At 40.1% G+C, this 25,612-nt stretch carries 25 protein-coding genes and 1 tRNA gene; 16 read left to right on the top strand and 10 right to left on the bottom strand.

The annotated features are described in order from the left end of the window. Positions 1-7 precede the first annotated feature (7 nt). Both PVV70_RS06825 and PVV70_RS06820 read right to left on the bottom strand, forming a co-directional pair. Positions 8-499, bottom strand: a complete 492-nt coding sequence (locus PVV70_RS06825; RefSeq protein ID WP_273758522.1) for a hypothetical protein — start codon at positions 497-499, stop codon at positions 8-10. 1,042 nt (positions 500-1,541) lie between these two features. Further along, positions 1,542-1,700, bottom strand: coding sequence for a hypothetical protein (locus tag PVV70_RS06820; RefSeq protein WP_273758521.1), 159 nt, complete (start codon positions 1,698-1,700; stop codon positions 1,542-1,544). Between the two features lie 15 nt (positions 1,701-1,715). Between PVV70_RS06820 and PVV70_RS06815 the strand changes: the two genes are divergently transcribed. Further along, positions 1,716-2,297 (top strand): hypothetical protein, encoded by a 582-nt coding sequence (locus PVV70_RS06815; RefSeq protein WP_273758520.1) that lies wholly within the window; start codon positions 1,716-1,718, stop codon positions 2,295-2,297. Positions 2,298-2,907: 610 nt separating this feature from the next. Here PVV70_RS06815 and PVV70_RS06810 read toward each other — a convergent pair. Further along, entirely contained in the window at positions 2,908-3,126 is a 219-nt protein-coding gene (locus PVV70_RS06810; RefSeq protein ID WP_273758519.1) for a hypothetical protein, read from the bottom strand. A gap of 697 nt (positions 3,127-3,823) precedes the next feature. Between PVV70_RS06810 and PVV70_RS06805 the strand changes: the two genes are divergently transcribed. From PVV70_RS06805 to PVV70_RS06775, 6 genes are all read left to right on the top strand, one after another. Further along, complete coding sequence (locus tag PVV70_RS06805) at positions 3,824-4,774, top strand: YopJ/AvrA family T3SS effector serine/threonine acetyltransferase (RefSeq protein WP_273758518.1); 951 nt, start codon at positions 3,824-3,826, stop codon at positions 4,772-4,774. A 332-nt stretch (positions 4,775-5,106) separates the two neighbouring features. Next, on the top strand, positions 5,107-5,337 hold the full coding sequence (locus tag PVV70_RS06800; RefSeq protein WP_273758517.1) for a hypothetical protein: 231 nt from the start codon (positions 5,107-5,109) through the stop codon (positions 5,335-5,337). A gap of 68 nt (positions 5,338-5,405) precedes the next feature. Further along, complete coding sequence (locus PVV70_RS06795) at positions 5,406-6,068, top strand: lysozyme (protein ID WP_273758516.1); 663 nt, start codon at positions 5,406-5,408, stop codon at positions 6,066-6,068. Beyond that, positions 6,065-6,301, top strand: a complete 237-nt coding sequence (locus PVV70_RS06790) for a hypothetical protein (RefSeq protein WP_273758580.1) — start codon at positions 6,065-6,067, stop codon at positions 6,299-6,301. Before PVV70_RS06795 ends, PVV70_RS06790 begins: the two co-directional genes overlap by 4 nt. 122 nt (positions 6,302-6,423) lie before the next feature. Next, positions 6,424-6,636 carry a hypothetical protein gene (locus tag PVV70_RS06780; protein WP_005774669.1) on the top strand — a complete coding sequence of 71 codons (213 nt, stop codon included), beginning with the start codon at positions 6,424-6,426 and terminating at the stop codon, positions 6,634-6,636. 22 nt (positions 6,637-6,658) lie between these two features. Continuing rightward, positions 6,659-6,787, top strand: coding sequence for a hypothetical protein (locus tag PVV70_RS06775; RefSeq protein ID WP_273758513.1), 129 nt, complete (start codon positions 6,659-6,661; stop codon positions 6,785-6,787). Positions 6,788-7,985: 1,198 nt separating this feature from the next. On the opposite strand, the gene groL is transcribed toward PVV70_RS06775, so the two are convergent. Together groL and groES are read right to left on the bottom strand one after the other, a co-directional pair. Then, the gene (gene groL / locus PVV70_RS06770; RefSeq protein ID WP_273758512.1) at positions 7,986-9,629 is read right to left on the bottom strand and encodes a chaperonin GroEL; all 1,644 of its coding nucleotides are present in this window, start codon (positions 9,627-9,629) and stop codon (positions 7,986-7,988) included. 58 nt (positions 9,630-9,687) lie between these two features. Continuing rightward, the gene (gene groES / locus PVV70_RS06765; protein WP_005774667.1) at positions 9,688-9,984 is read right to left on the bottom strand and encodes a co-chaperone GroES; all 297 of its coding nucleotides are present in this window, start codon (positions 9,982-9,984) and stop codon (positions 9,688-9,690) included. A gap of 228 nt (positions 9,985-10,212) precedes the next feature. Here groES and fumC point away from each other — a divergent pair, with 228 nt between their 5' ends. Together fumC and PVV70_RS06755 are read left to right on the top strand one after the other, a co-directional pair. Beyond that, positions 10,213-11,601 (top strand): class II fumarate hydratase, encoded by a 1,389-nt coding sequence (gene fumC, locus PVV70_RS06760; protein ID WP_273758511.1) that lies wholly within the window; start codon positions 10,213-10,215, stop codon positions 11,599-11,601. 1,388 nt (positions 11,602-12,989) lie between these two features. Further along, positions 12,990-13,880, top strand: a complete 891-nt coding sequence (locus tag PVV70_RS06755; protein ID WP_273758510.1) for an outer membrane protein — start codon at positions 12,990-12,992, stop codon at positions 13,878-13,880. 816 nt (positions 13,881-14,696) lie between these two features. Here the strand turns inward: PVV70_RS06755 and PVV70_RS06750 are convergent. Then, a tRNA-Leu gene (locus PVV70_RS06750) sits at positions 14,697-14,781 on the bottom strand. A 221-nt stretch (positions 14,782-15,002) separates the two neighbouring features. Here PVV70_RS06750 and PVV70_RS06745 point away from each other — a divergent pair. The 3 genes from PVV70_RS06745 to PVV70_RS06735 all read left to right on the top strand — a co-directional run bounded on the left by PVV70_RS06745 (position 15,003) and on the right by PVV70_RS06735 (position 17,129). Beyond that, positions 15,003-15,608 carry a YqaA family protein gene (locus PVV70_RS06745; RefSeq protein WP_273758509.1) on the top strand — a complete coding sequence of 202 codons (606 nt, stop codon included), beginning with the start codon at positions 15,003-15,005 and terminating at the stop codon, positions 15,606-15,608. A 12-nt stretch (positions 15,609-15,620) separates the two neighbouring features. Then, positions 15,621-16,190 (top strand): disulfide bond formation protein B, encoded by a 570-nt coding sequence (locus PVV70_RS06740; RefSeq protein WP_273758508.1) that lies wholly within the window; start codon positions 15,621-15,623, stop codon positions 16,188-16,190. A 411-nt stretch (positions 16,191-16,601) separates the two neighbouring features. Next, positions 16,602-17,129 carry a type II toxin-antitoxin system PemK/MazF family toxin gene (locus tag PVV70_RS06735; RefSeq protein WP_273758507.1) on the top strand — a complete coding sequence of 176 codons (528 nt, stop codon included), beginning with the start codon at positions 16,602-16,604 and terminating at the stop codon, positions 17,127-17,129. A gap of 688 nt (positions 17,130-17,817) precedes the next feature. Here the strand turns inward: PVV70_RS06735 and PVV70_RS06730 are convergent. Then, positions 17,818-18,033, bottom strand: a complete 216-nt coding sequence (locus PVV70_RS06730; protein ID WP_273758506.1) for a hypothetical protein — start codon at positions 18,031-18,033, stop codon at positions 17,818-17,820. A 266-nt stretch (positions 18,034-18,299) separates the two neighbouring features. Then, the gene (locus PVV70_RS06725; RefSeq protein WP_273758505.1) at positions 18,300-18,965 is read right to left on the bottom strand and encodes a hypothetical protein; all 666 of its coding nucleotides are present in this window, start codon (positions 18,963-18,965) and stop codon (positions 18,300-18,302) included. 1,104 nt (positions 18,966-20,069) lie between these two features. Here PVV70_RS06725 and PVV70_RS06720 point away from each other — a divergent pair. Next, positions 20,070-20,879 (top strand): VIT1/CCC1 transporter family protein, encoded by an 810-nt coding sequence (locus PVV70_RS06720; RefSeq protein WP_273758504.1) that lies wholly within the window; start codon positions 20,070-20,072, stop codon positions 20,877-20,879. Between the two features lie 273 nt (positions 20,880-21,152). Further along, positions 21,153-21,692, top strand: a complete 540-nt coding sequence (gene dut / locus PVV70_RS06715) for a dUTP diphosphatase (RefSeq protein WP_273758503.1) — start codon at positions 21,153-21,155, stop codon at positions 21,690-21,692. Between the two features lie 817 nt (positions 21,693-22,509). On the opposite strand, the gene PVV70_RS06710 is transcribed toward dut, so the two are convergent. Continuing rightward, positions 22,510-23,109 carry a biopolymer transporter ExbD gene (locus PVV70_RS06710; RefSeq protein WP_273758502.1) on the bottom strand — a complete coding sequence of 200 codons (600 nt, stop codon included), beginning with the start codon at positions 23,107-23,109 and terminating at the stop codon, positions 22,510-22,512. Next, positions 23,106-23,981, bottom strand: coding sequence for a MotA/TolQ/ExbB proton channel family protein (locus PVV70_RS06705; RefSeq protein ID WP_273758501.1), 876 nt, complete (start codon positions 23,979-23,981; stop codon positions 23,106-23,108). The genes PVV70_RS06710 and PVV70_RS06705 overlap by 4 nt, the downstream gene beginning before the upstream one ends. Before the next feature lie 702 nt (positions 23,982-24,683). On the opposite strand from PVV70_RS06705, the gene PVV70_RS06700 reads away from it, so the two are divergent. Both PVV70_RS06700 and PVV70_RS06695 read left to right on the top strand, forming a co-directional pair. Continuing rightward, positions 24,684-25,022, top strand: a complete 339-nt coding sequence (locus PVV70_RS06700; protein WP_273758500.1) for a YqjD family protein — start codon at positions 24,684-24,686, stop codon at positions 25,020-25,022. Between the two features lie 3 nt (positions 25,023-25,025). Continuing rightward, positions 25,026-25,469, top strand: coding sequence for a hypothetical protein (locus PVV70_RS06695; RefSeq protein ID WP_273758499.1), 444 nt, complete (start codon positions 25,026-25,028; stop codon positions 25,467-25,469). Positions 25,470-25,612 lie beyond the last annotated feature (143 nt).

Raw genomic sequence — 25,612 nt, 5'->3', positions numbered from 1 at the left:
ATTCCCCCTATAATCTTGTGTTGAGAGATTGGTTGTCTAAAGGTTGCTGCTCTGACACTGTTTCCCACAGCTGCATCATTTCCTTCACGTCCCGTTTAAAAATGGCGAGGAAAATAAAAAAGAGTGGAAAAAAAATAACAAGAGAACTCAAAATTATTGACGGTATAAAACATAAAAAAGCCCAAACACCCTTCCACCCCGCATCACGCAGATGTTCAATGATAGGATTTTTAAAAGAGTTTTGAATCATTTCTTGAAAATTTTGGTGCTTCATTGCTTGAAGCTGTTCTTTAGGAATGTCAAAAATTTCCCAAGACTTCGTAGAGAGAGAAGTGGCAAAAAGCACCAATAAGAGGATAGCCAAGCAACAAATGATGACATAATCTTTTGTGGAGAGAACCATCCACTTTTTAAAAGCGGCCGATTGGCCCAACACGGATTGCGAACCAAAAACCTTCTCCTCACAGGCAGATGACTGTTGTGATTGATCTTTGATCATACGGATACCCCCCACGTCTAAAATGTTCACGCCTCAATATTTGATAACACGCAATCAGCGTGAGGGAACTGCTTAGCACTCTTCTCATCATGAAGCAAGCATGAATAGTTTTTTTTAAGTTTTTTTAAATTCCTTGAACACCTGACACCAGATACTCTCTCAACGCTTACAAGCTCCGCCCCCTTTTCCCCCTCTTGATCGATCACACAAGCCCAGAGAGCTTTCCCTAAAGGACACTGTTTCGAGAACACCCCCTTAGAACACCCTACTTCTATAATACCCCACTGGCGAAAAAACAACCGATGAACTAAAATGCCCCGACAGCATCCTTAAAATTTTTTACATTCTCATTTTAAAATTTCTTAAATTAAAAAGATCCTCTTTTAACATTAACAAGAAAGGTTTCGTCTCTCACAAGCCCCCCAGCTTTATAAACGCCTCTTTTATCTTAAAGACCCCTTTTCCCTAAGGATTTTCTTATACAGCTTCTTTGGATAGGGCATCGCACCCTTTAAACGACAGCCCCCTTCTCATGCTCAGCCCAAAAACAGCAAAAGGAACTTTTAGCTTCTATAAAGGATACATAAAAGAAACTCGCTAAACCGAATTACTTGATCGTTGATCATTTATTTTGAGCCGTTAAATGATTATTTTATTTGAAAATATAGGACATCTTATGTTATAATGACGAATATGAATAAGGTTGTTTTATAGCATTCTCTTCCCCCTCACATCAGGCAAAGCTCCTCTATAAAGGATTATCTTTAATTTAAGAGGGGTGTATCTGTAAAGGACTCTATAAAAATAAGGAAGGAGCTACATGGATCTTTATTTTTTCATTCACATGTAACAAACATTCACATGTGACAAAAATTTCTTTTCATTTTTTCCAGAGAAGTTGAGAAATTTATAGAAAACAAATCATCCACGATCAATGCTAAAAAGATAAGGATAAGGATAAGCATGATGGGGATGGCGTAAAAACGGTAGGAAATATCTTAAAGATGATTTTTTTGCCCTACAACCTTGCTGTTCTTTATACTTAAAGGCTTCGTTCTTTTTTGGCTTTGCAACGGCTCATATCCCCCAGTATTTTCTTCCCTCCTTCGTATTTTTTCTCTTTTGTATTTTCTCCCCCTAATATTTTTTTAAAGTGCTTTTTACAATTCCTGTCCCCCGCAACAGACAGTTTCTTTTTCATTCAAATGGTAAATTCATGAAAATAGGTAAAAAACGCGGTAGACCGAGAATAACCGGCAAACAGAGAGAGCCCAATGGCCGTATTTCACGTGCCAAAGGCCCCAGCAAATTGGCATCTCAATCAGCGCTCCAAGCAGCCATTGAAATGCGTGCAAAACACTTTGGTTTAAGCCTTGAAGAAGCAAAAAATCCGCTTGTGGGGAGCTATATTGGGCGTCTTTGTTTGCTGGGCTATAAAGGGGATTCATCAGGCATCAGTCAAGAGCAATATGACACGGCGCAACAATACTTGCAAATCAGAAACGACTATTTATGTGCCAAAGGTTTACCAAACGGCTATTATGACGGCTTTAAGCATAGCGCATCCGATGAGAAAACAAAAAAGCAATGGGTTGAAAGAGCAACACAACGCTATGAAGCGATGCAAGAAGCGATTAAAGAAGCACAAAATCTGCATCGTCAACACAACTTTCAAGCAGCATTACAATATCTTGTTAGTGAAGATCAACCGTTGCCAACGCTTGTTGGCTCACTGCGCCTTATTCTTGATGCCCTTGATAAACATTTTGACTGTTCCAGCCCAAAGAGCATTCACTAAAAGACATCAATATCATCTCCCTCACCAAGGCTAAAGCGTCTAAAACCCCACGCCTGGTTTGTAAAATCCGCCTCTCAGAAAAGAGCCACTTAAGATCCACAGAGCGCGCTTACCTTTTCATCGGAGTTGCGACCTTAAAACCCGCCTGCAATAAACAAGCCTCAAAAGCGCCCACACGCCCTAAAAACACACCAATCTGTCAAAGCAACAAACTCCCTCAAAGGACAATATTTTACGGAATAGACAAAATAACCCTCTCTTCAGACACTCCTCTGCTGTAAAAAGCTGCTCCCTTCATACACCTAGCCCTTTCTTTCTCAAAGGAATGTTCTTTGCCCCATCAAAAAAAATTTCCCCATAAATGCGCTTTTTCATATAGCTTTATTTCCACGATAAAAAAGGACAAATCATTGTTTTTCTATTGACAGAAGATGAAAAATCGTATTTAATGACAGATGCGGTAGAAGGGTATTTGCGTCTTAATTTCATCATTCAATGTTTGCGTTATTATGAACTGTTATAAAACAGTGTGTTTTGTTGCAACGTATGAGGTTGTATAAAATTTTACTGTTTAGGGGGTGAGCATTGACTATTTGAAGGGTTTAAAAGCTTACTGTTTGGGAGTACCTTTCATCTTTTTTAATTGTCTTTCTTTTGCCTCACCAAAAGCAGTCTTTTTAAGATATTCAAAAAATTTGGCTTCACGTCCCCCCTTCTCATAAAGCACCCGCAACAAAACACTATCCCCCTTAAAACCCCAATGCAAGCGATCACAGCAACGCTGAGTAATAAGCTGAACACAGCCGATCTCTATTGATGCACAGTACATTTTGAGCCGCCCCACACTGCAAAGCCCCACACCACAAAGGGTAAAGATCACTCCCGTTGCTTTATAAAACAACGACACCTTTTAAGCCAAGGAGCACTTGGGATTCACAAACAATTCCCCTTAAAATTTTTCCATAAAGCGCCATAAACAAGCCTCATAGCTCCCGCGCCCTAAAAACACATCAATCTTATCAAAGAAACACACGCCCTCAAAGGAGAAGTGTTTTAGAGCCTAGCAGGGATCATTTGATCACAGAAAATGAAGACAATCTTTTTAGGGCTTTTGGGGACTTTTTTGGGAAAAAATCCAAAAGAATGTTTAAATAAAATAGGCAATATTGGTTAAACGGCTCTTGCGGATAATATCATTTTTTCACACGGAGAACTGTTGAAAAAAAGACTGTCCTCTCTTCACTGAAATAAGCCATGTGATAGAAAGAACTTAAAATATAAAGATAACATTGCACATTCCACCCGCCAATTTTCTCCAATTTTTATAGCGTTAAGATCTGTAAAAAACACGCGGATTTTTTGAAAATGAAGAAAGTTTCTGGTTTTAAAAGTCATCTTATAAAAAAATCGCAAAGATGACTTTTTTCTTAATTTTCAAGAAACAACAGCTTTCTTTCAAAACATTGTTTAGTCAAAATGTAAGAAAATAATATTGCGGATCGACCATCAATATGGAGGCTAATAGTATGAAGCCACAAGATTCAAAAGACATTTCCTCTCGTTCATCACCAACACAAGAAGAAGCAAGTGCACAAGAAGAAGTCAGCGCGAATGAATCCTTAGAAGAGCTTATTGCCCGTTTAAAGCAAAACTCCCTCCAAACAAAAGAAGAACATGTCACCCCAAATTCTGAAGAATTACAAGCTATTATTGCAGGCTTAGAAGATGATCTTATCACCGGCCGTTGGATTTTTGCTGATTATGAAGATACCGATATTAGACTGTTGCCGGCTCTCGTCAAAAAAGCCAACAGCAAATACCCAGGGATGAATCTCAAATTGGCTCTTACAGCTGAAGATCTTACCCACGCACTCAAAGAAACAATAGAAAGTGGCGCAACTTCTTCTCGATTTGTCGTCAATATGGGGAGCAGAATCCATTTTGCGGCAATAGATTATAAAATTGTTGATGACAAAATTTCTTTGATCATGTTTGAACCGACAACATTCAATAATATTAGTGCTGGGAGACTAGGGATAAAAATCAATCAAACCCTTGAATGTCTTCAACTTCCTCCTTATTCTTTTACCATGGCTGAAATGGATATTCAGCGAAGTTCTTCTGAATGTGGGATGTTTAGCTTAAGCCTTGCCAAAAAGCTTCATCTTGAATCTGATAAATTAGAAAGACTGCACAAGGATAATATTAAGGGGCTATTATGTGAACCCAAAACACCTCTATCTCCTGAAAAGTTAGATCCTTATCTTCCCGTCAGTTTATACAAACATGCGCAAGGGCGAAAACGTCTCGAACACTATCTCAAAGCCAATCCGGAAACAGCGCATGAAAAAGTCAACAAAAAGCAAGAAACGCTTGTCGAAAGGTTTGAAAAAAACTTAACAGAAAAAGGGGCAAAAACCGTGTCTGTTTCCCCCCACAAAAAAAGGATTACGGAATACAAATCTTTGATGATGTAATTTAAGTCTTTTTCTCTATTCCCTCTTCATTAAGCACAAAGCGCTCCTTCTTTATAGCTAATTTATAGCTAAGATTGCGATAAGCAAAGCAGTTTTTGCGTTCGTAAAACAAAAATAGCAAGCAACTTGTCTGTTAAGAACAAAAGGCTGTTTTTCTCTCAAAACCAGCCCCTTTTAAAACTGTATCAAAATTCCAAAGCTCTTTTTCGCAATAATTCTTATGTAGATAGACAAAACGCTGAACGAGTAAAATATTGAATGCTTTCTTTTTCAATCAAAGCCTATACCCACGCTTATTTTTCTGAGAGTATCACTTTATCTCAAGCGCCTTCATGCCATCGGCTCAAACAACTGCAATGGAGTATGCTTATCATACCTCAACCAATAGCCAGCCCCCACCAACAAGACTCTCTCAAAAACCAGCACACGAAGGAAATATCACTCCCCTATCATCAGCCAAAGGCAAAGCCCACCACATTCCCCTTGGTATCCCCAAGGAGGATACCATAACCAACCTTTTGATTTCATTTAAGTTTTACGTCTCTTCTATTCTTGAAGCGTGAAAAAATTCATTTTTAATCTGTCGACCAGCCTCACATGACCTGTGAGGCTTTATTTTATGGAGAAGCAAATGAGAAAAATATCAGCAGCAGGGCTTTCACTCATTAAACAATGGGAAGGATTGCGTTTAGAAGCCTATAAAGATGCCATCGGGGTGTGGACAATTGGCTATGGTCATACCAACACGGCTGGCAAACCATTTGTTCACAAGGGCATGATCATCACAGAAAAACAAGCCGAAGAAGTTCTTTCTCAAGATTTAAGACAATTTGAGAATACCGTTGAAAAAAATGTGACGGTTTCCTTAACAGATGAACAATTCGCCGCGCTTGTGTCATTTTGCTATAATGTAGGAATAGCGGCTTTTTGCAAGTCGACTCTGCTTAAAAAACTTAATAACAGCGAATATGAAGCTGTTCCTTCTGAATTACAAAAGTGGACCAAAGCGGGCGGGAAACGTCTTCACGGTCTTGTGCACCGTCGTGCAGCAGAAGCGGGATTATGGGCAAAAGGGGCTTATGTTTCTCCCAATTATCAAACGGTTGAAACAAAAGAACCCATGGGTTTTCTCAAAGCAGAAGCACTCACCCCCATTATTGGTTCTTTTTCTGGGCTTGGAGGTTTATTGGCAGGCAATGGTCCCATCCAATGGGCTTTAGCAACCATCATGGTTTTAGCCGCCTGTTTTGGCATTTTCTTTGTAACAAAACGCTTTCGGGAGCAGCGCTTATAATGGAATGGATGAAAAAAAATTTAATGATCACGGGAGCAGCCCTGACTGTTTTTTTTATCGCTTTAGCAAAAGCTTTTAGGCTTGGCAAAAAGCTTGAACAGCAAAAGCAAACAGAAAGAATGCTAAAGTCATCAACAACACGGCTAGAGGTGGAAAATGAAATTAATCAAAAAAGTGATGCTGATGTGCGCGCTGCTCTTATTCACTGGTTGCGCGATAAAAACAATCAATGAGCCTTGCATGGGTTGGATGCCCATTTATTTAGAGCAAAAAGATCTCACGAACATCAGTTCACATCTCGCCAGAGAAATTTTAAAACATAACAAACAAGGGGAAGGCTTGTGTGGGTGGAAACATGGCTAGAAAAAAAACAGAAAAACAAACAGAGCTTACAGAAAAGGAAAAAGAAATTCTCCAAGAAATCATCATGACTTATAAAAGTATAAAAGTGATGTCACGCTATACGAAGTGGATTATATTCATCATTTTCCTATTAGTGCTTGATTTTTCACGGATCATGGATGCTTTGGCAAGTATTTTTACACAAAAATCGAATATTCAGCTCTAAAATAAACAATGAAACATGAGACGTGCTCAATCTTAAAAAAACATCCGTTATTTTGAAACCACGGAAAGATTTTATGGCTGATTTTTCACGTCTCATGCGAAGTTACACGCTTCACAAACGCTATTATGCAATGAATTTTTGGGCATTATAGCGGCATTAAGCGGCATTAAGCGGCATTAAGCGGCATTAAGCGGCATTAAGCGGCATTAAGCGGCATTAAGCGGCATTAAGCGGCATTAAGCGGCATTAAGCGGCATGAAAAAAGATTTTTTTAAAAAAGCCCATGAGGAAGAAACTTAAGCTGACAGAAGAAAATATTCTTGGGAAACGAACATGCCAACGGGAAGCTTTTAAAAGCATTCAAAAAGTGTTCTTTTCAATAAAAGCATCGGTGAGCAACAGAAATCGTATTATGCTAAAAGGATACCCTCTCCATCTTTTATGAAGCCTAAAGGTCAGCCCTTATAAGTTTCATACACTTCATAGCAGCATTATACCACGGCACCCCAACCCCTGCACCACACACCAGCACCCGTACTACGCAGCAGCTCCATCGCGAAATGAGCTTGAAAGCGCAAAGTCTCTTCTCTACTGTTTTCTGTGAATAAGCAAAATCGTAAAAACGTGAAACTGTAAGATAAGGGTTTGTAGTATGGGATTGGTGTGTGGTGCGGAGTTGGGTGCTAATTCAACCTTTTACCCCTGTGCTCTTCCACCTTCTCCATTTGCCTCTACACCTCTATTCGCCCCACGCTTCATCCAATTATTCTCAAACCCTCATGCTCTTGACAAAGCAAGCACACACCCTTTGCCTTTACAGTTCCACGTTTTTACGATTTTGCTTATTCACAGAACACAGTAGAGAGCTGATAAACATTTTAAGACTATTGATTTAATCCCCCTTTCCACCTCCCCCATCCCCCCCAACTCACCCACACAGCCACGACAACCAACCCTCGCACCACGCACCAGCTCTATCACGAAATGAGCTTGAAAGTGCAAAGTCTCTTCTCTACTGTTTTCTGTAAATTTGCAAAATCGTAAAAACGTATAACTGTAAAAAACAGTAAGAATATCTGTTTTGTAAGAAAAATGACGGCTGTGGGAAAGAAGATCGGGAAAAAGGCACAAATGAAAGGAATGAAAGATGGCATGCTGCTCATAGAGCCATTAGGACTGTGATATAGATATAATATTGGGGACCATAAGATAGACCTTTAGAGATAGACCTTTGGAGTCTTCTTTTTCACGTAAAGGAAAACCTTTTTAAGACTGTGAGAAACAAAAGAAATAGACAAAAAAAACGGGTCGAAAAGACCCGTTTCTTTATTATTTTTAGGGAAAAGAGCTTAGAAATCCATTCCACCCATTCCACCCATTCCACCAGCTGGCATTGGAGGCATTGGAGCATCTTTCTTTGGCATTTCAGCAACCATTGCTTCTGTTGTAATCAGAAGGCTTGCAATGGAAGCTGCATTCTGAAGCGCAGAACGGACCACCTTCACAGGGTCAACAATTCCCAAAGCAATCAAATCACCAAATTCACCGGTTGCGGTGTTGTAACCATAATTGTCAGCATTATTTTCCAACACCTTGCCAACAATAATAGCCGCTTCTTCACCGGCATTGGTAGCAATTTGACGTGCTGGTGCTTGGAGAGCACGACGAACGATATTGATACCCGCTTCTTGGTCAGGATTACTTCCCTTAACGCTCAACGCACTTGCTGCACGCAACAATGCGGTACCACCACCAGCAACAATACCTTCTTCCACAGCAGCGCGTGTTGCATTCAAAGCATCATCCACACGGTCTTTCTTTTCTTTCACTTCAACTTCTGTTGCCCCACCCACACGGATAACAGCAACACCACCAGCGAGTTTAGCCAATCTTTCTTGCAATTTCTCACGGTCATAATCAGAAGTTGTTTCTTCAATCTGCGCTTTAATCTGATTAACGCGTGCAGTAATTTCAGCCTTTTGCCCAGCACCATCAATAATGGTGGTGTTTTCTTTAGAAATATTCACTTTCTTAGCACGACCAAGCATATCCAAAGTGACATTTTCAAGCTTAATGCCGACATCTTCAGAAATCACCTGACCCGATGTCAAGATAGCGATATCCTCTAACATAGCTTTACGGCGATCACCAAATCCAGGTGCTTTTACAGCAGCAATTTTCAAACCACCGCGCAATTTGTTCACCACGAGCGTTGCCAAAGCTTCACCTTCCACATCTTCAGCGATAATAAGAAGGGGTTTTCCAGATTGCACAACCGCTTCCAAAACTGGGAGCAAGGATTGCAAATTAGATAGTTTCTTTTCGTGAATGAGAATGTAAGGATCATCAAGATCAGCAACCATTTTCTCAGCATTTGTGACAAAATAAGGGGAAAGATAGCCACGATCAAACTGCATTCCTTCCACGACTTCCAATTCCGTTTCAGCGGTTTTAGCTTCTTCCACGGTAATGACGCCTTCATTGCCCACTTTTTCCATGGCATTTGCAATCATTTTACCAATTTCTTCAGCACCGTTTGCGGAAATGGTACCTACTTGTGCAATTTCTGCTGAAGTTTGAATTTTTTTGGCTTTTTTGAAAAGATTAGCCACCACTTCATCCACCGCAGCATCAATCCCGCGTTTAAGGTCCATTGGGTTCATGCCGGCAGCAACAGCTTTAACGCCTTCTTGCACAATAGCCTGTCCCAACACCGTTGCCGTTGTTGTTCCATCCCCAGCAATATCGTTGGTTTTAGAAGCAACTTCGCGCAACATTTGTGCACCCATATTTTCGAACTTATCTTCCAGTTCGATTTCCTTTGCAACGGATACACCATCTTTTGTGATGCGGGGTGCACCAAATGATTTATCAATCACCACATTGCGCCCTTTAGGTCCGAGTGTCACCTTAACCGCGTTAGCAAGGATGTCGACACCGCGCAACAAACGCTCACGCGCTTCACGGCCAAATTTGACTTCTTTAGCAGCCATTTAATTTCTCCTTGGAGTTTTTTCAAAATAGTACACAATGAAAAATTGAGGGTTTCAATTAGCCCATAATTCCCATAATGTCAGATTCTTTCATGATGAGGAGATCTTCCCCATTAATCTTGACTTCAGTTCCAGACCATTTTCCAAAGAGGATACGGTCTCCTGTTTTGACTTCTAAAGGCACACGCTTTCCGTTATCATCGAGAGCGCCATTGCCAACAGCAATCACTTCGCCTTCTTGTGGTTTTTCTTTTGCTGTATCAGGAATGATAATCCCACCAGCGGTTTTATTTTCAGATTCAACCCGACGAACAACGACACGATCGTGAAGTGGGCGGAATTGTATATTAGCCATGTTTTAAATCCTTAAAACTGAACATAATTGCATTAATGTTAGAAAGTTCTTGCTAGCACTCTCTCACTGTGAGTGCTAACACTATCCAAGATATAAAATCGGCCTTTCTCAATGTCAAGGATAGCGATAAAATAATTTCTCTATAAAAAGTTTCCACGTCTTGCTTCTTCGTGCCATTTCGCGTTATTTAGCTTTTTAAGAACCCGTGAACAAATAAAGGATCTTATCATGGTTGAAACACGTCAGGAAACGGATAGCTTTGGAACGATTTCGGTACGCCAAGATCGTTATTGGGGAGCACAAACTGAACGTTCTCTGCATAATTTTAATATTGGCAGTGAAAAGCAGCCTCTTACCATCATTTATGCTTTAAGCCTTATCAAAAAAGCCGCCGCCCTTGTCAATATGGACAAAGGCAAACTTTCTCAAAAGATTGGCAAAGCGATTGTCACAGCGGCTGATGAAGTTCTCTCTGGCGCTTTTGATACGCATTTTCCTCTTTCTGTTTGGCAAACAGGCTCCGGGACACAAAGCAATATGAACGTCAATGAGGTGATCGCCAACCATGCGAGCATGCTTTTGGGAGGCAAACTGGGCAGCAAAAAGCCTGTTCATCCCAATGATCATGTCAATATGAGTCAATCCTCCAACGATTCCTTTCCCACGGCGCTTCACATTGCCACCACGCTGCAAACACGCCAACATCTTTTTCCTATTCTTGAAGCGCTCATTACCACTTTCAAGAAAAAAGAAGAAGAATTTGCCGACATTATCAAAATTGGACGCACCCATACACAAGATGCAACCCCCTTAACGCTTGCCCAAGAATTTTCAGGTTATCGGGTCGCCCTGGAAGCCAATCTTCATCGGATTGAAACAGCCCTTGTTGATGTTCAAATGCTTGCTCAAGGCGGAACAGCTGTGGGAACAGGGCTCAACGCCCCGAAAGGCTTTGACGTTGCCTTTGCAGAAACGATCAGCACCCTCACAGGCATATCCTTTAAGACGGCGCACAATAAATTTGAGGCGCTGGCTCATCATGGTGCTCTTGCGCATTTCCATGGCAGCTTGAATGCTCTCGCCGCTGATCTCTTTAAAATTGCCAATGACATTCGGTTTTTAGGTTCTGGTCCCCGTTCCGGCTTAGGCGAACTCAACTTGCCTGAAAATGAACCAGGCTCCTCTATTATGCCCGGCAAAGTTAACCCCACCCAGTGTGAAGCCATGACCATGGTTGCAGCCCAAGTTTTTGGCAATCATACCACCGTCACCTTTGCCGCCAGTCAGGGACATTTTGAACTCAACGTCTATAAACCTGTTATTGGCTATAACGTTTTACAATCGATTACCCTTCTTGGGGATTGCATGCGTTCTTTTGATATGCATTGCATTCAAGGATTACGCGCCAATCGGGTTCATATTCACGCCCTTATGGAGCGTTCACTCATGTTAGTCACAGCTCTTGCCCCAGAAATTGGCTATGAAAAAGCCGCTGAAATTGCCAAAGCCGCGCATAAAAATGATACCACTTTGCGCACTGAAGCCCTCAAAGCAGGCGTTTCTGGAGAAGATTATGACCGACTGGTTGATCCTAAAAAGATGATCGCTCCCCAATAAGAATCTAACAAAGAAGAAAAAAACTTCTTAAACCTTATCCCTCAAAGCCATCGGGGCACCTACGCCCCGATGATAGCTGTCTACAGTGTTTATTTTAAGCTCTCATCTCTATTTTGGCTCTGGTCAAAAAGAGATAATATATTGATGTATAACGATAATATAGCATTATTCAACGCGAATAAGAATCTCAAATACCATGAGATTCTCTCATTTTAAATTCCTTTATATTGGTTGAAACAATCAAATCACTTGGCTTGACATCACAAGCGGAATGTGTGGGAGGTATAAAATTTTTATAAAAAAGGACTCAAAATGCCTCTACTCCCCCTCCCCCCCGAGCAGTGCTACGGATTGGTCCACAACATTTTAGAACAGGCCTAAGTGTGTGATAATACCGGCTTGCTCTTTTTTTACTGAAGCGTAACCATAGGAATGCTTCTCAATGAAGCAACAGCGGTTGGAACAGAACGCAATGCTGCGAAAGATTTTTGACTTGAATTGTTTCCCTTTGCTCAAAACAATCTAAAGCCCTTTCAAGAATATCCTTTAAAACAACGCATACTCAATTTGAAGCGCTTGCGCATCATGGCGCGCTTGCGCATTGTCGCACAAGCTTAAATCCATACGCTGATCTCTTTAAAAGCTACTCTCTTTAAAAATTGCCAATATTAATCGGTCTTTAGGTCACGATCCTCGTTCCAGCTGAAATGAACGAGAGAATGATTTATCCTTTTCCATAAAAGAAAACCACATAGACGAATAGCACTCCCTTCTTTTTATGCTTCATACCGCCCCTTGTTATTGTTCATATCCCCCTTTTTTTAACATTCCATTCAATCAATCCAAACGCAGCGTTTGGATCATCACAAGCAAGCTTAGTATAGCGATAAAAACAATTGAAAACAGAACATTGCTCTTTTTCTCAAACCCTCAAGGCTATCGCCACACAAAAGGAGTCTCAAGATTAAAAACTGGCAAAGATATAGGGAGGGCTCCCTGCGCCCTTTTTTAAACCGAAGGACATTGATATCAAACCTATATTAAGCACAAAGATAACAATCATTATGGATAATGTATTTATACATTAACAATAAAAAGTATTTTTATATCTACAAAATAATATTTTTTAACAAGCTAAAATTTTATTTATTAAACCGTAATGTTTTCTACAATACAGAGAACACTGAAAGAATACAGCCAAAAAAATCCTTTAAAATTAAGATATTCTCGATGAAAGTAAGATAAACACGTTTTTCAAAAAACGCTTAACACTGAAAAAATATGGATTTTTAGTATATTTTATTTTTTCATAATGAAATTATATATAGATTTTTTTAACTAATTTATGCATAATACATTATGTAATTGAAATAAATTGGGGACGTTTTATGAATACAAAATGTTTAATTGCACTCTCTCTTTTCACTTTTATGACTGCTTCAACAGTGCAAGCCGCTGATACAGTGATGTTTCAACCATCAAAACCGAATGTTACAGCGTCAAGTGGTTTAGCACCAAGGATTGCACCAAAGGCTGTTTCCGCGCCTTTTTCTTGGACTGGTTTTTATTTTGGTGGACAAATTGGACATGTTTCCAGTAACAGCACTTTAAATTACGCACCAGAATCCCATGATGGGAAATGGGCTTGGGTCAACAGAGATCTCTCACCGAAACCATCGGGATTTGTCGGCGGTTTTTATGTAGGTTCTAACATTGATCTAGGAGATAACCTTATTGTCAGTTTTGATACGGATATGATCTGGTCTGGGCGGAAAGACACCCAAACGGATAATGGCAAGCAAATTCTCGATAAATTGGACTCTCTTAATGCCGTTTTTCACGAAGCTGGGATTCCTATTATAAAACCTGCAGCTCAGGATGAAACGATACCCAACTATGGTGATCTTGTTGTGAGCAGTGTAACATTGAAAGAAAAATGGGCTGGCGCTCTGCGTGCGCGCATTGGTTTTGCTTCCCATCGTCTGATGCCTTATATTGCAGGGGGTTTTGCCTACACACAAATGCAATATATCCTATCGCTTTTAACAAAGTCGCAAGAAGATTCGACAGTATTTGCTTCTGGCAATGTGTTCGATAAAACAAAAACAATGATTGGTTATACTGTTGGGGGTGGCTTTGATCTTGCCATGACAGATGACATTATCATGCGAACAGAATATCGTTATACAGATTTTTTTAAACAGAAATTGGCCAATGATGAACTTAAAATGAGTGCCCAAGCGCATAATTTTCGCCTTGGCATCGCTTATAAATTCTAATGTTAAATTCTAATCGCTTATAGAAAATAATGAAATGTTTAAAAAACCCTGTTAAAAGCGGGGTTTTTTTCATGCCTCTCTCCCTTTTTAAAAAGACGAAGACTCTAAAGACCAGCGCTCAACGATCAACACACAATCGCAAAACCGTCCAGCTTCTTGCAAGCCTCTATCGCCTCCCTCTTTCATGTCATGCATTTGAAATAGAAGAGCTTTACCCTCACACCATTGGACATCATCGTGAAATAAAAATAAATAAGAGCCCCGATATTTCTTGAAAAGAAATACAGATACTGGGCATTAACTGCAATTTCATAGGATGATATTGCTCTCTTCCTCACTCTCAAAGGATAAAGATTCTAACCCCTATTTTCAAAACCCCATATCGGTTTGTAAAAACACAATAACTCTTAGCGGGCTCCTCTCACTTTTTCACCCATGGGATTACCTTAAACTTAAAGCGCAACAAACAAGCTTAAGAAGATCCAACACACAACTGAAAAAAATACTATAACGTTTCCCCAAGGAAGTTTACATACCCTCTATCACAACATCTCAAATGACGGTGTTTTATAGTTATTGTATTCCAGAGTGGAGAGAGGATATTGCATATCCATTTGGAGAGAACATAAAGTTATCAACGCAAGAACAGATCCAGCCTCACCATTTCCTTTTGTTTTTTACTTTACGACTTTCAAAAGCCTCTAAAGCAATATCTTTTAAAGAGTAGAGATTACGTAAACAAAGACACATAATATCCTCGCACCCATTTGGCATACAAAAGTTGCAAGAGCAGGATAAAGGGAAAACTTTATAAAGTGGTGCGGGTGGTCGGACTCGAACCGACACTCCTTTCGGAACCAGATTTTGAGTCTGGCGCGTCTACCAGTTCCACCACACCCGCACATTGTTATAAAAGACAGGGCTATAAAAGACAGACTTGTCGATCATTCTTTTGCACTATATGAAGAAGGATAGATTCGTCAACAGCAGACTTCTGATTTTTTAAGAATTCCTCTCATTTTCTTCTCTGTTTGAGGGAATATTTTCTTTATTGGATTTCTTTATCGGATTTACAGCACTTTCATTTGTAAAGTTTTTACCTCTTAAATTTATAAAAATCTCATGATATTAAACAAATTAAAGCTTTGGACGATTTCTTTAGCAAATCGGCGTACAGCACCACACTGGCTTGGTTTCATTGCCTTTATTGAAAGTTCTTTTTTTCCAATTCCCGTAGATATTTTATATATCCCGCTGCTGCTTATCCGTCAAAAGCAGGTTTATCGCTATGCTTTCATTGCAACAATTTGTTCTGTTTTAGGAGGCATTACCGGTTGGTTTATCGGACATTTTGCTTATGACACCCTTGCCAAACCCATTTTAGAATTTTACGGTAAAGTTGAAAGTTTTGAATCTCTAAAAAACAGTGCCACCCTACAATTTCTGATTATTTTACTGATAACATCAGGTTTTTTTCATCTTCCCCCCATCAAAATTGTCACAATTTTAGCCGGTGTGATGAGTGTCCGTCTTGAACTTTTCATTCTCATTTGTATTTTTTCCCGAGGCGCTCGTTTTTATCTTCTCGCGTGGCTGATTAAACATTTTGGACAAAAAGCAATGAATTTCCTAAGACAGCATTTCAAATGGATTATTCTCGTAGGGTGTGTTAGTCTCCTTTTGATTTATGGGATTTTCATAGCTTTTTTAAACAAGAAGCTTTTATAAGGAACAGACCCCATGGCATGTATTTTGTCTTCCCATTCCCTTTTAAACAAGCATCTTCATCGAGAACCCAGCAGAAAAGAACAAAGTTTATGGGCTTTTTTTCTGGCTTTTTGCTTGTCCGCCACGGTAGGTCTAGCCCTTTGTTTTGAATATCTTGGTGGGTATCTTCCTTGCGATTTATGTCTTATCGAGCGTTTTCCCTATTACGGTGCCGTCCCATTTCTGCTCTTAGCAGGTTTTGGAGCGTGGTTTTTTCGCATGTCTTCTTGGATACAACTTTTATTTTTATGTGTTTTTGTCTTAATGAGCATCAGCCTTGTTTTAGCCATTTATCATGCCGGTGTTGAATATGGCTTTTGGGAAGCTCCTCTCAGTTGTGGCCTAAACGCTGTGCGCAAGACCTCAGACGTTAACCAGCTGCTTAACCAATTAAACAACATCCACCCTCCTTCTTGTTCAGAAGCCCCCACCCATTTTCTTTTTCTTTCATTTGCCGGTTGGAATGTGGTTGCAAGCCTCTTTTTCACCCTTATGAGCCTCTATATCACTTCAAAAGGCATTCTTTCAAGCCACAAAACATAAACGCCCCCCACAGACAGAACAGCATACTTTCTCTTAAAAACACCACATAGCGCATGGGTCTCCACAGCCACAGGAACACCCAGCACAAAGCATCCATAACACAAGAATTATCCCCTGTAACACGCGTCCACAAACATCATCTCATCATCAAATTTCTCCTTGAACATTAAAACGAATGAAACAACCTTTTGTTGTAAAATATCCTTCTGTTTTTTTCATGCCTTTGCAGATTTAATGTTGTTATCAATGTTTTCCTTCCCAAAGGGAGGCGGAACAACAAAAAAACAACGGATATCTATATCTTATTGTTTTGCTTCTCTGTACTTAACAGCAATATTTTGATAGAAGCTGGCAGCAGAGAAGCGATCAGAAAATTAAGTGAGGGGACCAATAAATATTGAATGGTCAACCATGCCTGAGGATAAAAACACAACGCCTCCCCCTCCCCCGCTCACACCTGTAGAAATCTGTCACCTTGAAGCACCGCATAGTGTGATGGAACATGATCATGCTGCATGGCGAGAACATGTGAAATTAGGGGATCTCAATGCCCCTTACACAAAACCCCCTCATATAAAACCTCGGCTCAAATCAGCACCGCGCATTCGACAAGTTTTTTGGTGCGATTTTCCTCATGATTCGATCCTCCCTGAATTCTGGAAAAAACGTCCTGTTTTAGTGCTTTCTAAGAATGCAAAACTCTACGGGAATGTTACGGTTTTGCCATTTTCAACAAAATCACAACCGAATAATCCTGCGGCTTATCCCTTACAATCTCCGATAGAACATAAAAAAGCATGGATTATCTGCAATTATGTAACAACCGTCTCAGTAAGCCGTCTTAGTTGCTCACATAGTGGCGCCCCAAGATTATCAGAAGAAGAATTTCATAAAGTTGTTGCTCTTATGCTCAAACATTTACCCCGTTTGAACCCTTGACTTTTAAAAAAAATAAGCGTATATAGAAAGGCATATACGGCATCAGTAATGGTGGCCGCTTCCCCGCAAGGGGAGATAGGAACGAAGGAGTGGGAAACCACTCCTTTCGTCATTGAGGCGCTTGCTTTTTGTTTTAAGCGATCCAATAAGAGTATCACCGTCATCACGCAAAAGAACGATCACAAACTAAAAGTAAAGAGTCTTACCCGATAGCAAGGATTATAATTCTCTCTTTAGAAAACTTTTTTATAATAAACAGTCCTCAAGCTATATTCTCCTCACACGGTTACCTATTTCCTTTAAACAAGCAATTTTAATGGTCAACTTTATTTCCAAGAAACACCCCCTATAGCGGAATATATTTTTCTTTGCCCCCCCCTTGAAAGCCCTTGATATTCTCCAAGTGTCATTCTTTAACGTTGACCACCATCACCATAAAACAAAAGCTTGTTCATCACTTCCATTGGTCAGAAATAAATGGACAAAAGAGGCACTGAAATATCAATCATCCTCTGGACAACAGAATATCATTCCAGAGTGACCACACCATACAGCCGTTATTCTTTTCGCATTTTCATCATAATAAATCATAAGATATCCTTTTCTTATTATACCATAGAGAGGGTTTTACTATGGCGCCAATTTTTCAAGAGAAATCCTTCACAAAGCGATAGAGAGCAAGGTTTCTTTAGGGAGAGCGCGCAGGACGCCGTATTTTGACCTTTTCCATCACAATGATAAATTCAAACTTTAACCAACGCGACAACACGCTCCCTCTAAATGATTTGCGCACCACCTCATCCGCCACAGGCTGCTCCAATATTGATCCATTCATCGGTATATTTCCTTGAGAATTTTTTGCACTTTTGCGCACTGTGAAAAAAGAAAAAATTTTTTTTAGCATTGTCATTTCCATAGCATTTTCAATTTCATTGCATTTGATTCGAATTGAACAATGCCCAAAAAAATCCAATAAAAATAGATGGTTAAGTTATGAAAACGAGAAGGTAAGTTTTACTGCCCAACAATGTCTATTTCCCCCTCTCTGAACAGTCATTGAAAGACGATAAAATATTTTCTTATGTAAAAACAATGACTTATAACCTATGGGAGGATAGCTTAAACCTCCCCCCTAGAAAGGCATTTCTGAATCATCAAGAGGAGCAATTATCACTTTTTTAGTGTCTTTTTTTCTGATAAAGAAACGCTAGCTTTTGTTTTTGGAGCCCCTCCGGTAGGATCCCAATTAGCAACACTTGAAACCTGCTCAATGAAATCCTTTGTTAATTCACCATTTTTCTTTACATATTTTTCAGCATTCTCTTGCACCCATTCTGCAAGCGTTGCTTTAACACTTTTATTTGGTGCAGCCTCGCTCACCTCTTCCCATGCCGCCACAGCTGCAGCAAGCTTTGGAGCATAACGTGGATGATTTGGATTTTGAAACGTATATTTGTGATCTTTAATGTTGTCAGAATCATTCTTAGGAAAGAAAAATGCAGGGCGATAACCACATGATAAAAGCCATTCTTTTAAATCTTCAACGAAAACATGTGAGGAATCTGCATCTATATTACCAAAAAAATCATACGACCATTCTATCTTTAACCGATAGTCTTTTCCTGCTTGAACGATAGCATGATAAGCTCCTCGAAAATTAGAAGTTTTATCTAATGAGACGAGACGGTGACCTTCGTAAATACCACTCTCTTCTGGTTTTATTTTGTTGAAAAGAGTACATTTTCCTGGATTTAATCCGGCTATTAAAAACGCTGCCTGCGGTATTGTTAGTTTTTGAAAATCCAAAAACCATTCTAACCCTTTATTAATTTCCATATACTACGTCTCTTTATGATCTACAAAATTTAACCATTCTTTTTAAACATCAAGAGTACTCGTCCTTTGATGTTTAAAGACTATGCACTTCTCCCATTGCAACTCACCTCATTCATCAAAATGAAAACTTCCCCCCTTCTCGTGATTCACAAGGAAATGATTGTGATTGATTCAATATAAGAAGTTTTGAAGTGAGAGAATCCTACTGAATTTGGGGCTTTCATGCAAGATATAAGGTAATAAATGATCCTTCATAAAGCATCAATTTTCATGCGTGATCAAACAATTTGAAATGATAATATCTCGCTCATTGATACATTCCAACCTTTCAAACCAATCCCAATCACAGCACAAAAGATAATTTGTTAGATGCCAATAAATCCACCTCAATGCTAATATCATAAGGGGACTGGCTTACACTTAAAACGCGATGCGGGATGTAAAACGATCCAATAAAAATACCGAGAATACCGTACTAAAGACTGTCGCAAACATTGGGGACTAAGCAGATGTCATGGTACCGGTTTATGAAGCATCAAGATGTGAAGACTCAATGAATGTATAGTATTTCATAGGGGGAATGTATAGTATTTCATAGGGGGAATGTATAGTATTTCATAGGGGGAATGTATAGTATTTCATGAGTGCCTTATTGCTCTATCCTTCACGAATATCCTTGCAAAAAGGGACTTGGGTCCCTTGAGACAAGGTCTTTTTTAAAGAATGTTCTCAAATTCAAAAAGTTTTTTATCGTCTTTTGGACGCATCAACTAAATGATGGCGCTGGCTTTATTTCTTTCCATACAGTCTCGGGCCTAAATCCATTGGCTCTCGTACAATAATTGGAACGCTCTATTGCAACGCTTCTTTAGCAAAATAAAGCCTATTTTCTCTCAATCCTTCACGATGGCCCTCTCGACAGCCCTAGATAAATCTCCTTTATTGATTTGATTGGTCAGCTTTACGTTCATGGCGCTCCCACATTTTTTTCTTTTTTTCTCACTGCAACCTTTTTGCAATTTTTCAGTTTGTAACTTTTAGGTTGACTTTTGGTTTATTTTTCTTCATCTTTTAGAATTATTCTAAAGTGCAAAGGAACAGAGAATGTTGAAATCGTTTTTTTCATTTGTACAGCGTAAAGCTCTGTTCTTTCGTTCGGCACAAAAAATGCTTCTTCAAGCACTCAAAGTCAAAGAGCAACAAGCAGCACTCTATTTAAAATATGCAAAAGCGCTAGAGCCTTATTCCTCTAAAGAAGCAGCGGTTTTTGCCGCTATGGGGATTCAAGAGCTTGAAAATTATAAGCAACTTTTGTGTCTTTCTTGCCATAATCGTGCGCACACGGCGGATGGATTATGTGAACAAACTTCTTTTGTAAAAAGCAAGGGGAGCCAACCCTCCCCTAAAAAAACAGCAGCAAATCACACCATAAAAAAGCCCTCGAAAGCGCAAAAACAAACACTTTTGACATGGATTCAACCAGGTCTTGCCGGATTAATGGATGGCTCTGTCTCCACCCTTGCCCCCATTTTTGCTGCCGCTTTTGCCACAGGAGAAACGCATCAAACTTTTTTGATCGGGCTCTCAGCTTCCATTGGAGCAGGACTTTCAATGGGTTTCACAGAAGCAGCCCATGATGATGGCAAATTATCAGGGCGCGGTTCACCATTGAAAAGAGGTCTTGCCAGCGGCATTATGACAACATTGGGCGGGTTAGGTCATACGCTTCCCTATTTAATCAATTCTTTTTACCTCGCAACAGTGATTGCCTGTATCATTGTTTTTTTCGAACTAGGCGCCATTGTCTGGATCCAGAACAAATACATGTCGACCCCTTTTTGGCGCGCCTCTTTACAGGTCATCATTGGGGGGGCTTTGGTTTTTGCCACAGGGATTCTTATCGGCAGTATTTAAAAACACGCGCCCCTATCCTTTCGATCGCAAATATAATTGAGCTCTCTCATAGGGTATCCCTTTTAACGGAACACGCAATCATCATTAGCCATGCGCAAAATGCTCTTATGGTGCTTTGGGATATATGCTTTGGAGTCTTGTGGATCAGCAAGAGATGATAACCAAGCTTTGGGGACAACCTGCATCAAAACAACTTTATCAACTTGGTTTTATGGATATCTTTTGTTAAAGTACCATTTTTTCTAGATCTCATATTTTGGAAATGCCTTGATCATGCCGCACCCTGAAACCAACGCACCGCTAAACAACCAAGAAAATTGTGTCTCTTCAAAATCTTCCCACTCTGTGACTTTGTCCGTCGAGATTCTTGCACACGGACAAGGCTTAGAACTTCCTCACTACGCGACAGCCGGTTCTGCGGGTCTTGATCTACGCGCCGCCCTTGGAGAAGAAGAAACGCTCATCCTTTCGCCAGGGCAGCGTGCTCTTATTCCAACGGGTCTCATTTTTCATTTATCTCCAGGCTATGAAGCACAAATACGTCCACGCTCTGGTCTCGCTTTAAAACACGGCATCACCTGCCTTAACACCCCTGGGACAATTGATAGTGATTACCGTGGCGAAGTCAAAGTTTTGCTTATCAATTGTGGTCAGGAAGACTTTTCGATTGAACGAGGCATGCGCATTGCCCAAACCGTCATCGCTCCCGTCACAAAAGTCACTGTCTGCGCCATTAAACCAGAGCAAACAGACAGCCAAAGTCATGCAGAGAGCCGTGGAACAGGAGGTTTTGGTTCCACAGGGCATACTTAAAGCAGCTCAAAGCAATACAAGGCTCATATCTAACGACTCTTTCACTTCTCAATCCCTTGATTGTTTAGAGCCCCTTAGATTTTGAACTCCTTTCTCTTGATTTTTGAGGTTCCTTGAGCCTTTAAAGCAAAGCAGCGTCTGCTTACACCCAACAAGGCTCTCATCTTTTCACCAAAAGCACAAGCTCTGCATGCTTTCTCCTCTCACGTCCCTTCTCACCATTCACGCCCCCCGTAACGTTATCAATTCAGAAAATCTTGCGTTTGAAACAATAAAACTTCCCTTTCGACGCAACAGCGGGTTCTACTGGTCTTGATTGACATACAATCCTTGAAGAAGCAAAAACCTTTGCACTTAAGATATACCCTTATTCCAATACGTCTTTTCTTGATCACTTAGGACTTTTAAAACACGCATCCTCCTTCCCGCTTCTCACTTAAACGCACAATCCTCCACATACCCCTCCCCCCTCACATGCCCGCAAACCCCTAAAACAAATTGGTTAGGATAATCCGAAAGACACCGCCTCTTGATTAGATTTAAGCAGAATGCATTGTCTTGTAAAATAAGCGATTCAAATGCCATAAGATTATCTCATGACCAATTTGTCTTTTCCGCCATCAGACCATATCTCTTATCCGTTAGCCGCAAAATTGAGAGCGTTTTATAATCCGATCAGACTGATTTGACGCTATCCAGCGCATATATCTTTGGTTAAATCAATCGATGACAATGCCATAATCAATTTCACTTTATATCTTTGATGAAGTTTCTTTGCTTCCTTCAACAAAGCTATTTTTTTATCAGACATTTTTTATCATGGGGCAGAAGCTGTTCCAGAAATATGAGCGTTTTCCACAGTACTGGTTGTTTCCGCCTCCACATGTCCCAGCACGTTAGCGCCCGCTTTCTCGATAGCACCGTCTGTCACAACAGGTCCATTTGTTTCATCTGCTGTTTTATGATTGTCCCCACCCCTTGCGGCAAGAGTGGGAGAGTTTTGCAATCCGACAAGACCGATTTTCCCATATCCAGCCATGCGTATTTGGTTTAATAAATCGATGACAATGCCATAATCAATTTCACTATCGGCTTTGATTAAAATTTTTGTCTCTAAATTTTGCTTAGTTTCTCTCAACAAAGTTTCCCTTAACGCGGCTTGTTCTATCAGATGATCGCCAATGTAAAGAGAGTGATCTTTTTGCAAAGTAACATAAAGGGGCTCATCAGGTTGAACCACTGAAGGCGCTTGAGTGATCGAAGGAAGCTGAACAGGAATGACAGATGTTGCCAACGGTGCAGCAACCATAAAAACAATCAGCAACACCAACACAACATCAATAAAAGGGGTCACATTGATTTCACTGTGCAACCCACTTTCATCGAGATCGAAATCATCATTAAAGCTTGCTTTCATTTTTTATGACTTTTCTGTTGTCTTTGTCGATCAAGTTCACGACTCAAGAGCCTTTCAAGAGCAGCAGCGATATCACCTAAATCACTGCGATACCCATTCAAAGCACGCATAAGGCTATTATACATAACAACGGCAGGGATCGCTACAAAAAGCCCAATCGCCGTCGCAAATAAGGCTTCAGCAATTCCAGGAGCCACCACATCAAGCCGCGTTGTTTGCGACTGAGCAATTCCAATAAAAGAATTCATAATACCCCAAACTGTTGCAAAAAGCCCCACAAAGGGTGCAATGGCGCCAATAGTTGCAAGAACAGCGCTTCCACAGGCAACACGGCGTGTTGCCGCCAGCAAGCAGCGCGACAAAAGTGAATGAACCCTTTCTTTTAAACCTTCATGAACATCGCGGACATAACCATCGCGAGAAACATCTCCATATTGATTATTTTCCTCATAAAAGAGAATATCTTCAAGCGTTTGTGCAGTTTTCCTTGGATTGGTTCTCTCACCCGAACTTTCGCTTGTTCCTTCAGGAGCAACAAAATGGACCTCTTGCGTCGAAAGATAGACCTCTTTAAGGACTTCTTTGAGAAAAAACACCCCAGCCCCTTTGCTTTCTTTCAAGCTCGCAACCAAACGCGTAAGAGTCTGAGCGTTCAGAACCAATCGGAGTTCATGACGCACGCGTCGTTTTGCCAAAGTGATCTCAATAATTTTTACAAAAGCAATTGTCCAAGATATCAAAGAAGCAAGCAATAAAAGAATGATAACAGCTTTTACCACCCAATCAGCAGCCATAAACATAGAAAAAGGCGAAAAATCATGCACTGCCAATACAGCAGAACTCTTCTCTAAAGGGACTGTTTCAGATTCCATTTCTATCTCACACTCTTGTGGTCTTATCTTCAATCATACGCTGAATCATCATTCCCGCAGAGCACCCCTTTTCCACACTGCCACTTCTCTTCAACGTCACTTCCGCATTCTTCTTAAGAAAGAAAACTTGATAAATCAAGTATAGTTTTATTCCCTAAACACTCTCTTATTTCTAAAGAAATCATTCAAGAAATTTTTTTATAACCCTTCAAAAGTTTATCTTACTTAAGTCACCTTACTGTGTAAATTTGGCAAAATGATAGACTTGTAAGAAATCTCCCGTATAATATCTCACTATGTAAAAATAACGCATCATCTTTCTACTTACAACACATTGACTTATAAGAATAATTGATCATCATTGCTGTTGAATAAGCCCCTCAGATGCAAGCTTTTCTCATTTCAACCGCTCTTGAATAAAGAGAACAAAACATATACCTGCAAGGGATAATTTATACGGGATAAACAACAAAGATTTTTCCCTTAAAGAAAAAGATCTTTAACCTTTAAAAAAACAGCCCCCCAAAAGCGAGAGAATGGTACTGCATACCTTGAAAGGCATAAAACAATTTTAAATTGCACAAAAAGACAAGGAACCAAAAAACACTTTTAGCGTTACCCCAGCAGTAAAAATTTTTGCTCCAATGCAAATGATTACGATGAACACACCAACACAACGATACAAGAGAGGGAAAGAACATCATGTCTAAGAACAAAACAACACAAAACAATAAAACCACGGCAGAAAAAGACCTACAAAACGAGCTCCAAGGACAATTAGAAACGTTACGTCATGAAATTTCAGGGATGACCTCCACACTGACAGATCTTGGTGCCAAAAAATTCAATGCGGCCAAAGATAAAGCGGAAAAACTGTATCATACAGCGAAAGAAAGTAGTGAAGACATCATGTCTCAAGCAAAAGACAAAATCAGCGATCTTGAACAAACCATGAATCAATGTGTTCGCAAAAATCCTGGCAAAAGCGTTTTGTTTGCAGCAGGGGTTGGTTTTATTCTTTCTCAATTACTGCGTCGTTAAGCAATGCATAAGTTTATCGCTCCTCTTTTAAACCATCTTGTCGGTGGAGGGCTTAAAAGCACTGTCAAGCAAGTACGCCTTCAAGCCCTTTGCTGTGGGTTTATTGGCATTTCATTATTCATGGCTTTGTTTTTTTTATGTATGATTGGTTTTCTTGGGTTATGTACTGTTATGAAACCTCTTGCCGCCGCCAGTATCATGTTTTTAATTTGGCTTTTTCTTGCTGGACTAGCGCTTATGATCAGTCGGGTTCTCAAGGTTTATCAACGCTATGATCACCAAAAAAGGACCGAAGAACAACGCCACAAACTGATGACAGATGCGACTGTTTCCAGCCTTGCTGTTCTCAGTCAACATCTTCCTTTTGCCAAATTGTGTGTCCCCATTCTGGGACTAGCAACGTATTTTCTGTGGAAAAAAGATAAAAAAGACCGCTTTTCAGAGTAAAATATGCAAAGCTGTCGCTCTTAATCCCCCCGGTGCTTTCTTTTACAATAAAAGAAAGCACCTTTTTCTTTCATCAATTTTTTCAGCTTCTTCAAGCGCTTGAGAAGAAACCTTCTTCATTTTGGCTCAAAGTTCCATAAACC

Source organism: Bartonella sp. AU55XJBT, assembly GCF_028618525.1.
Note: the sequence above shows the minus strand (reverse complement) of the source record. Positions and strands in the feature narration are given on the sequence as shown.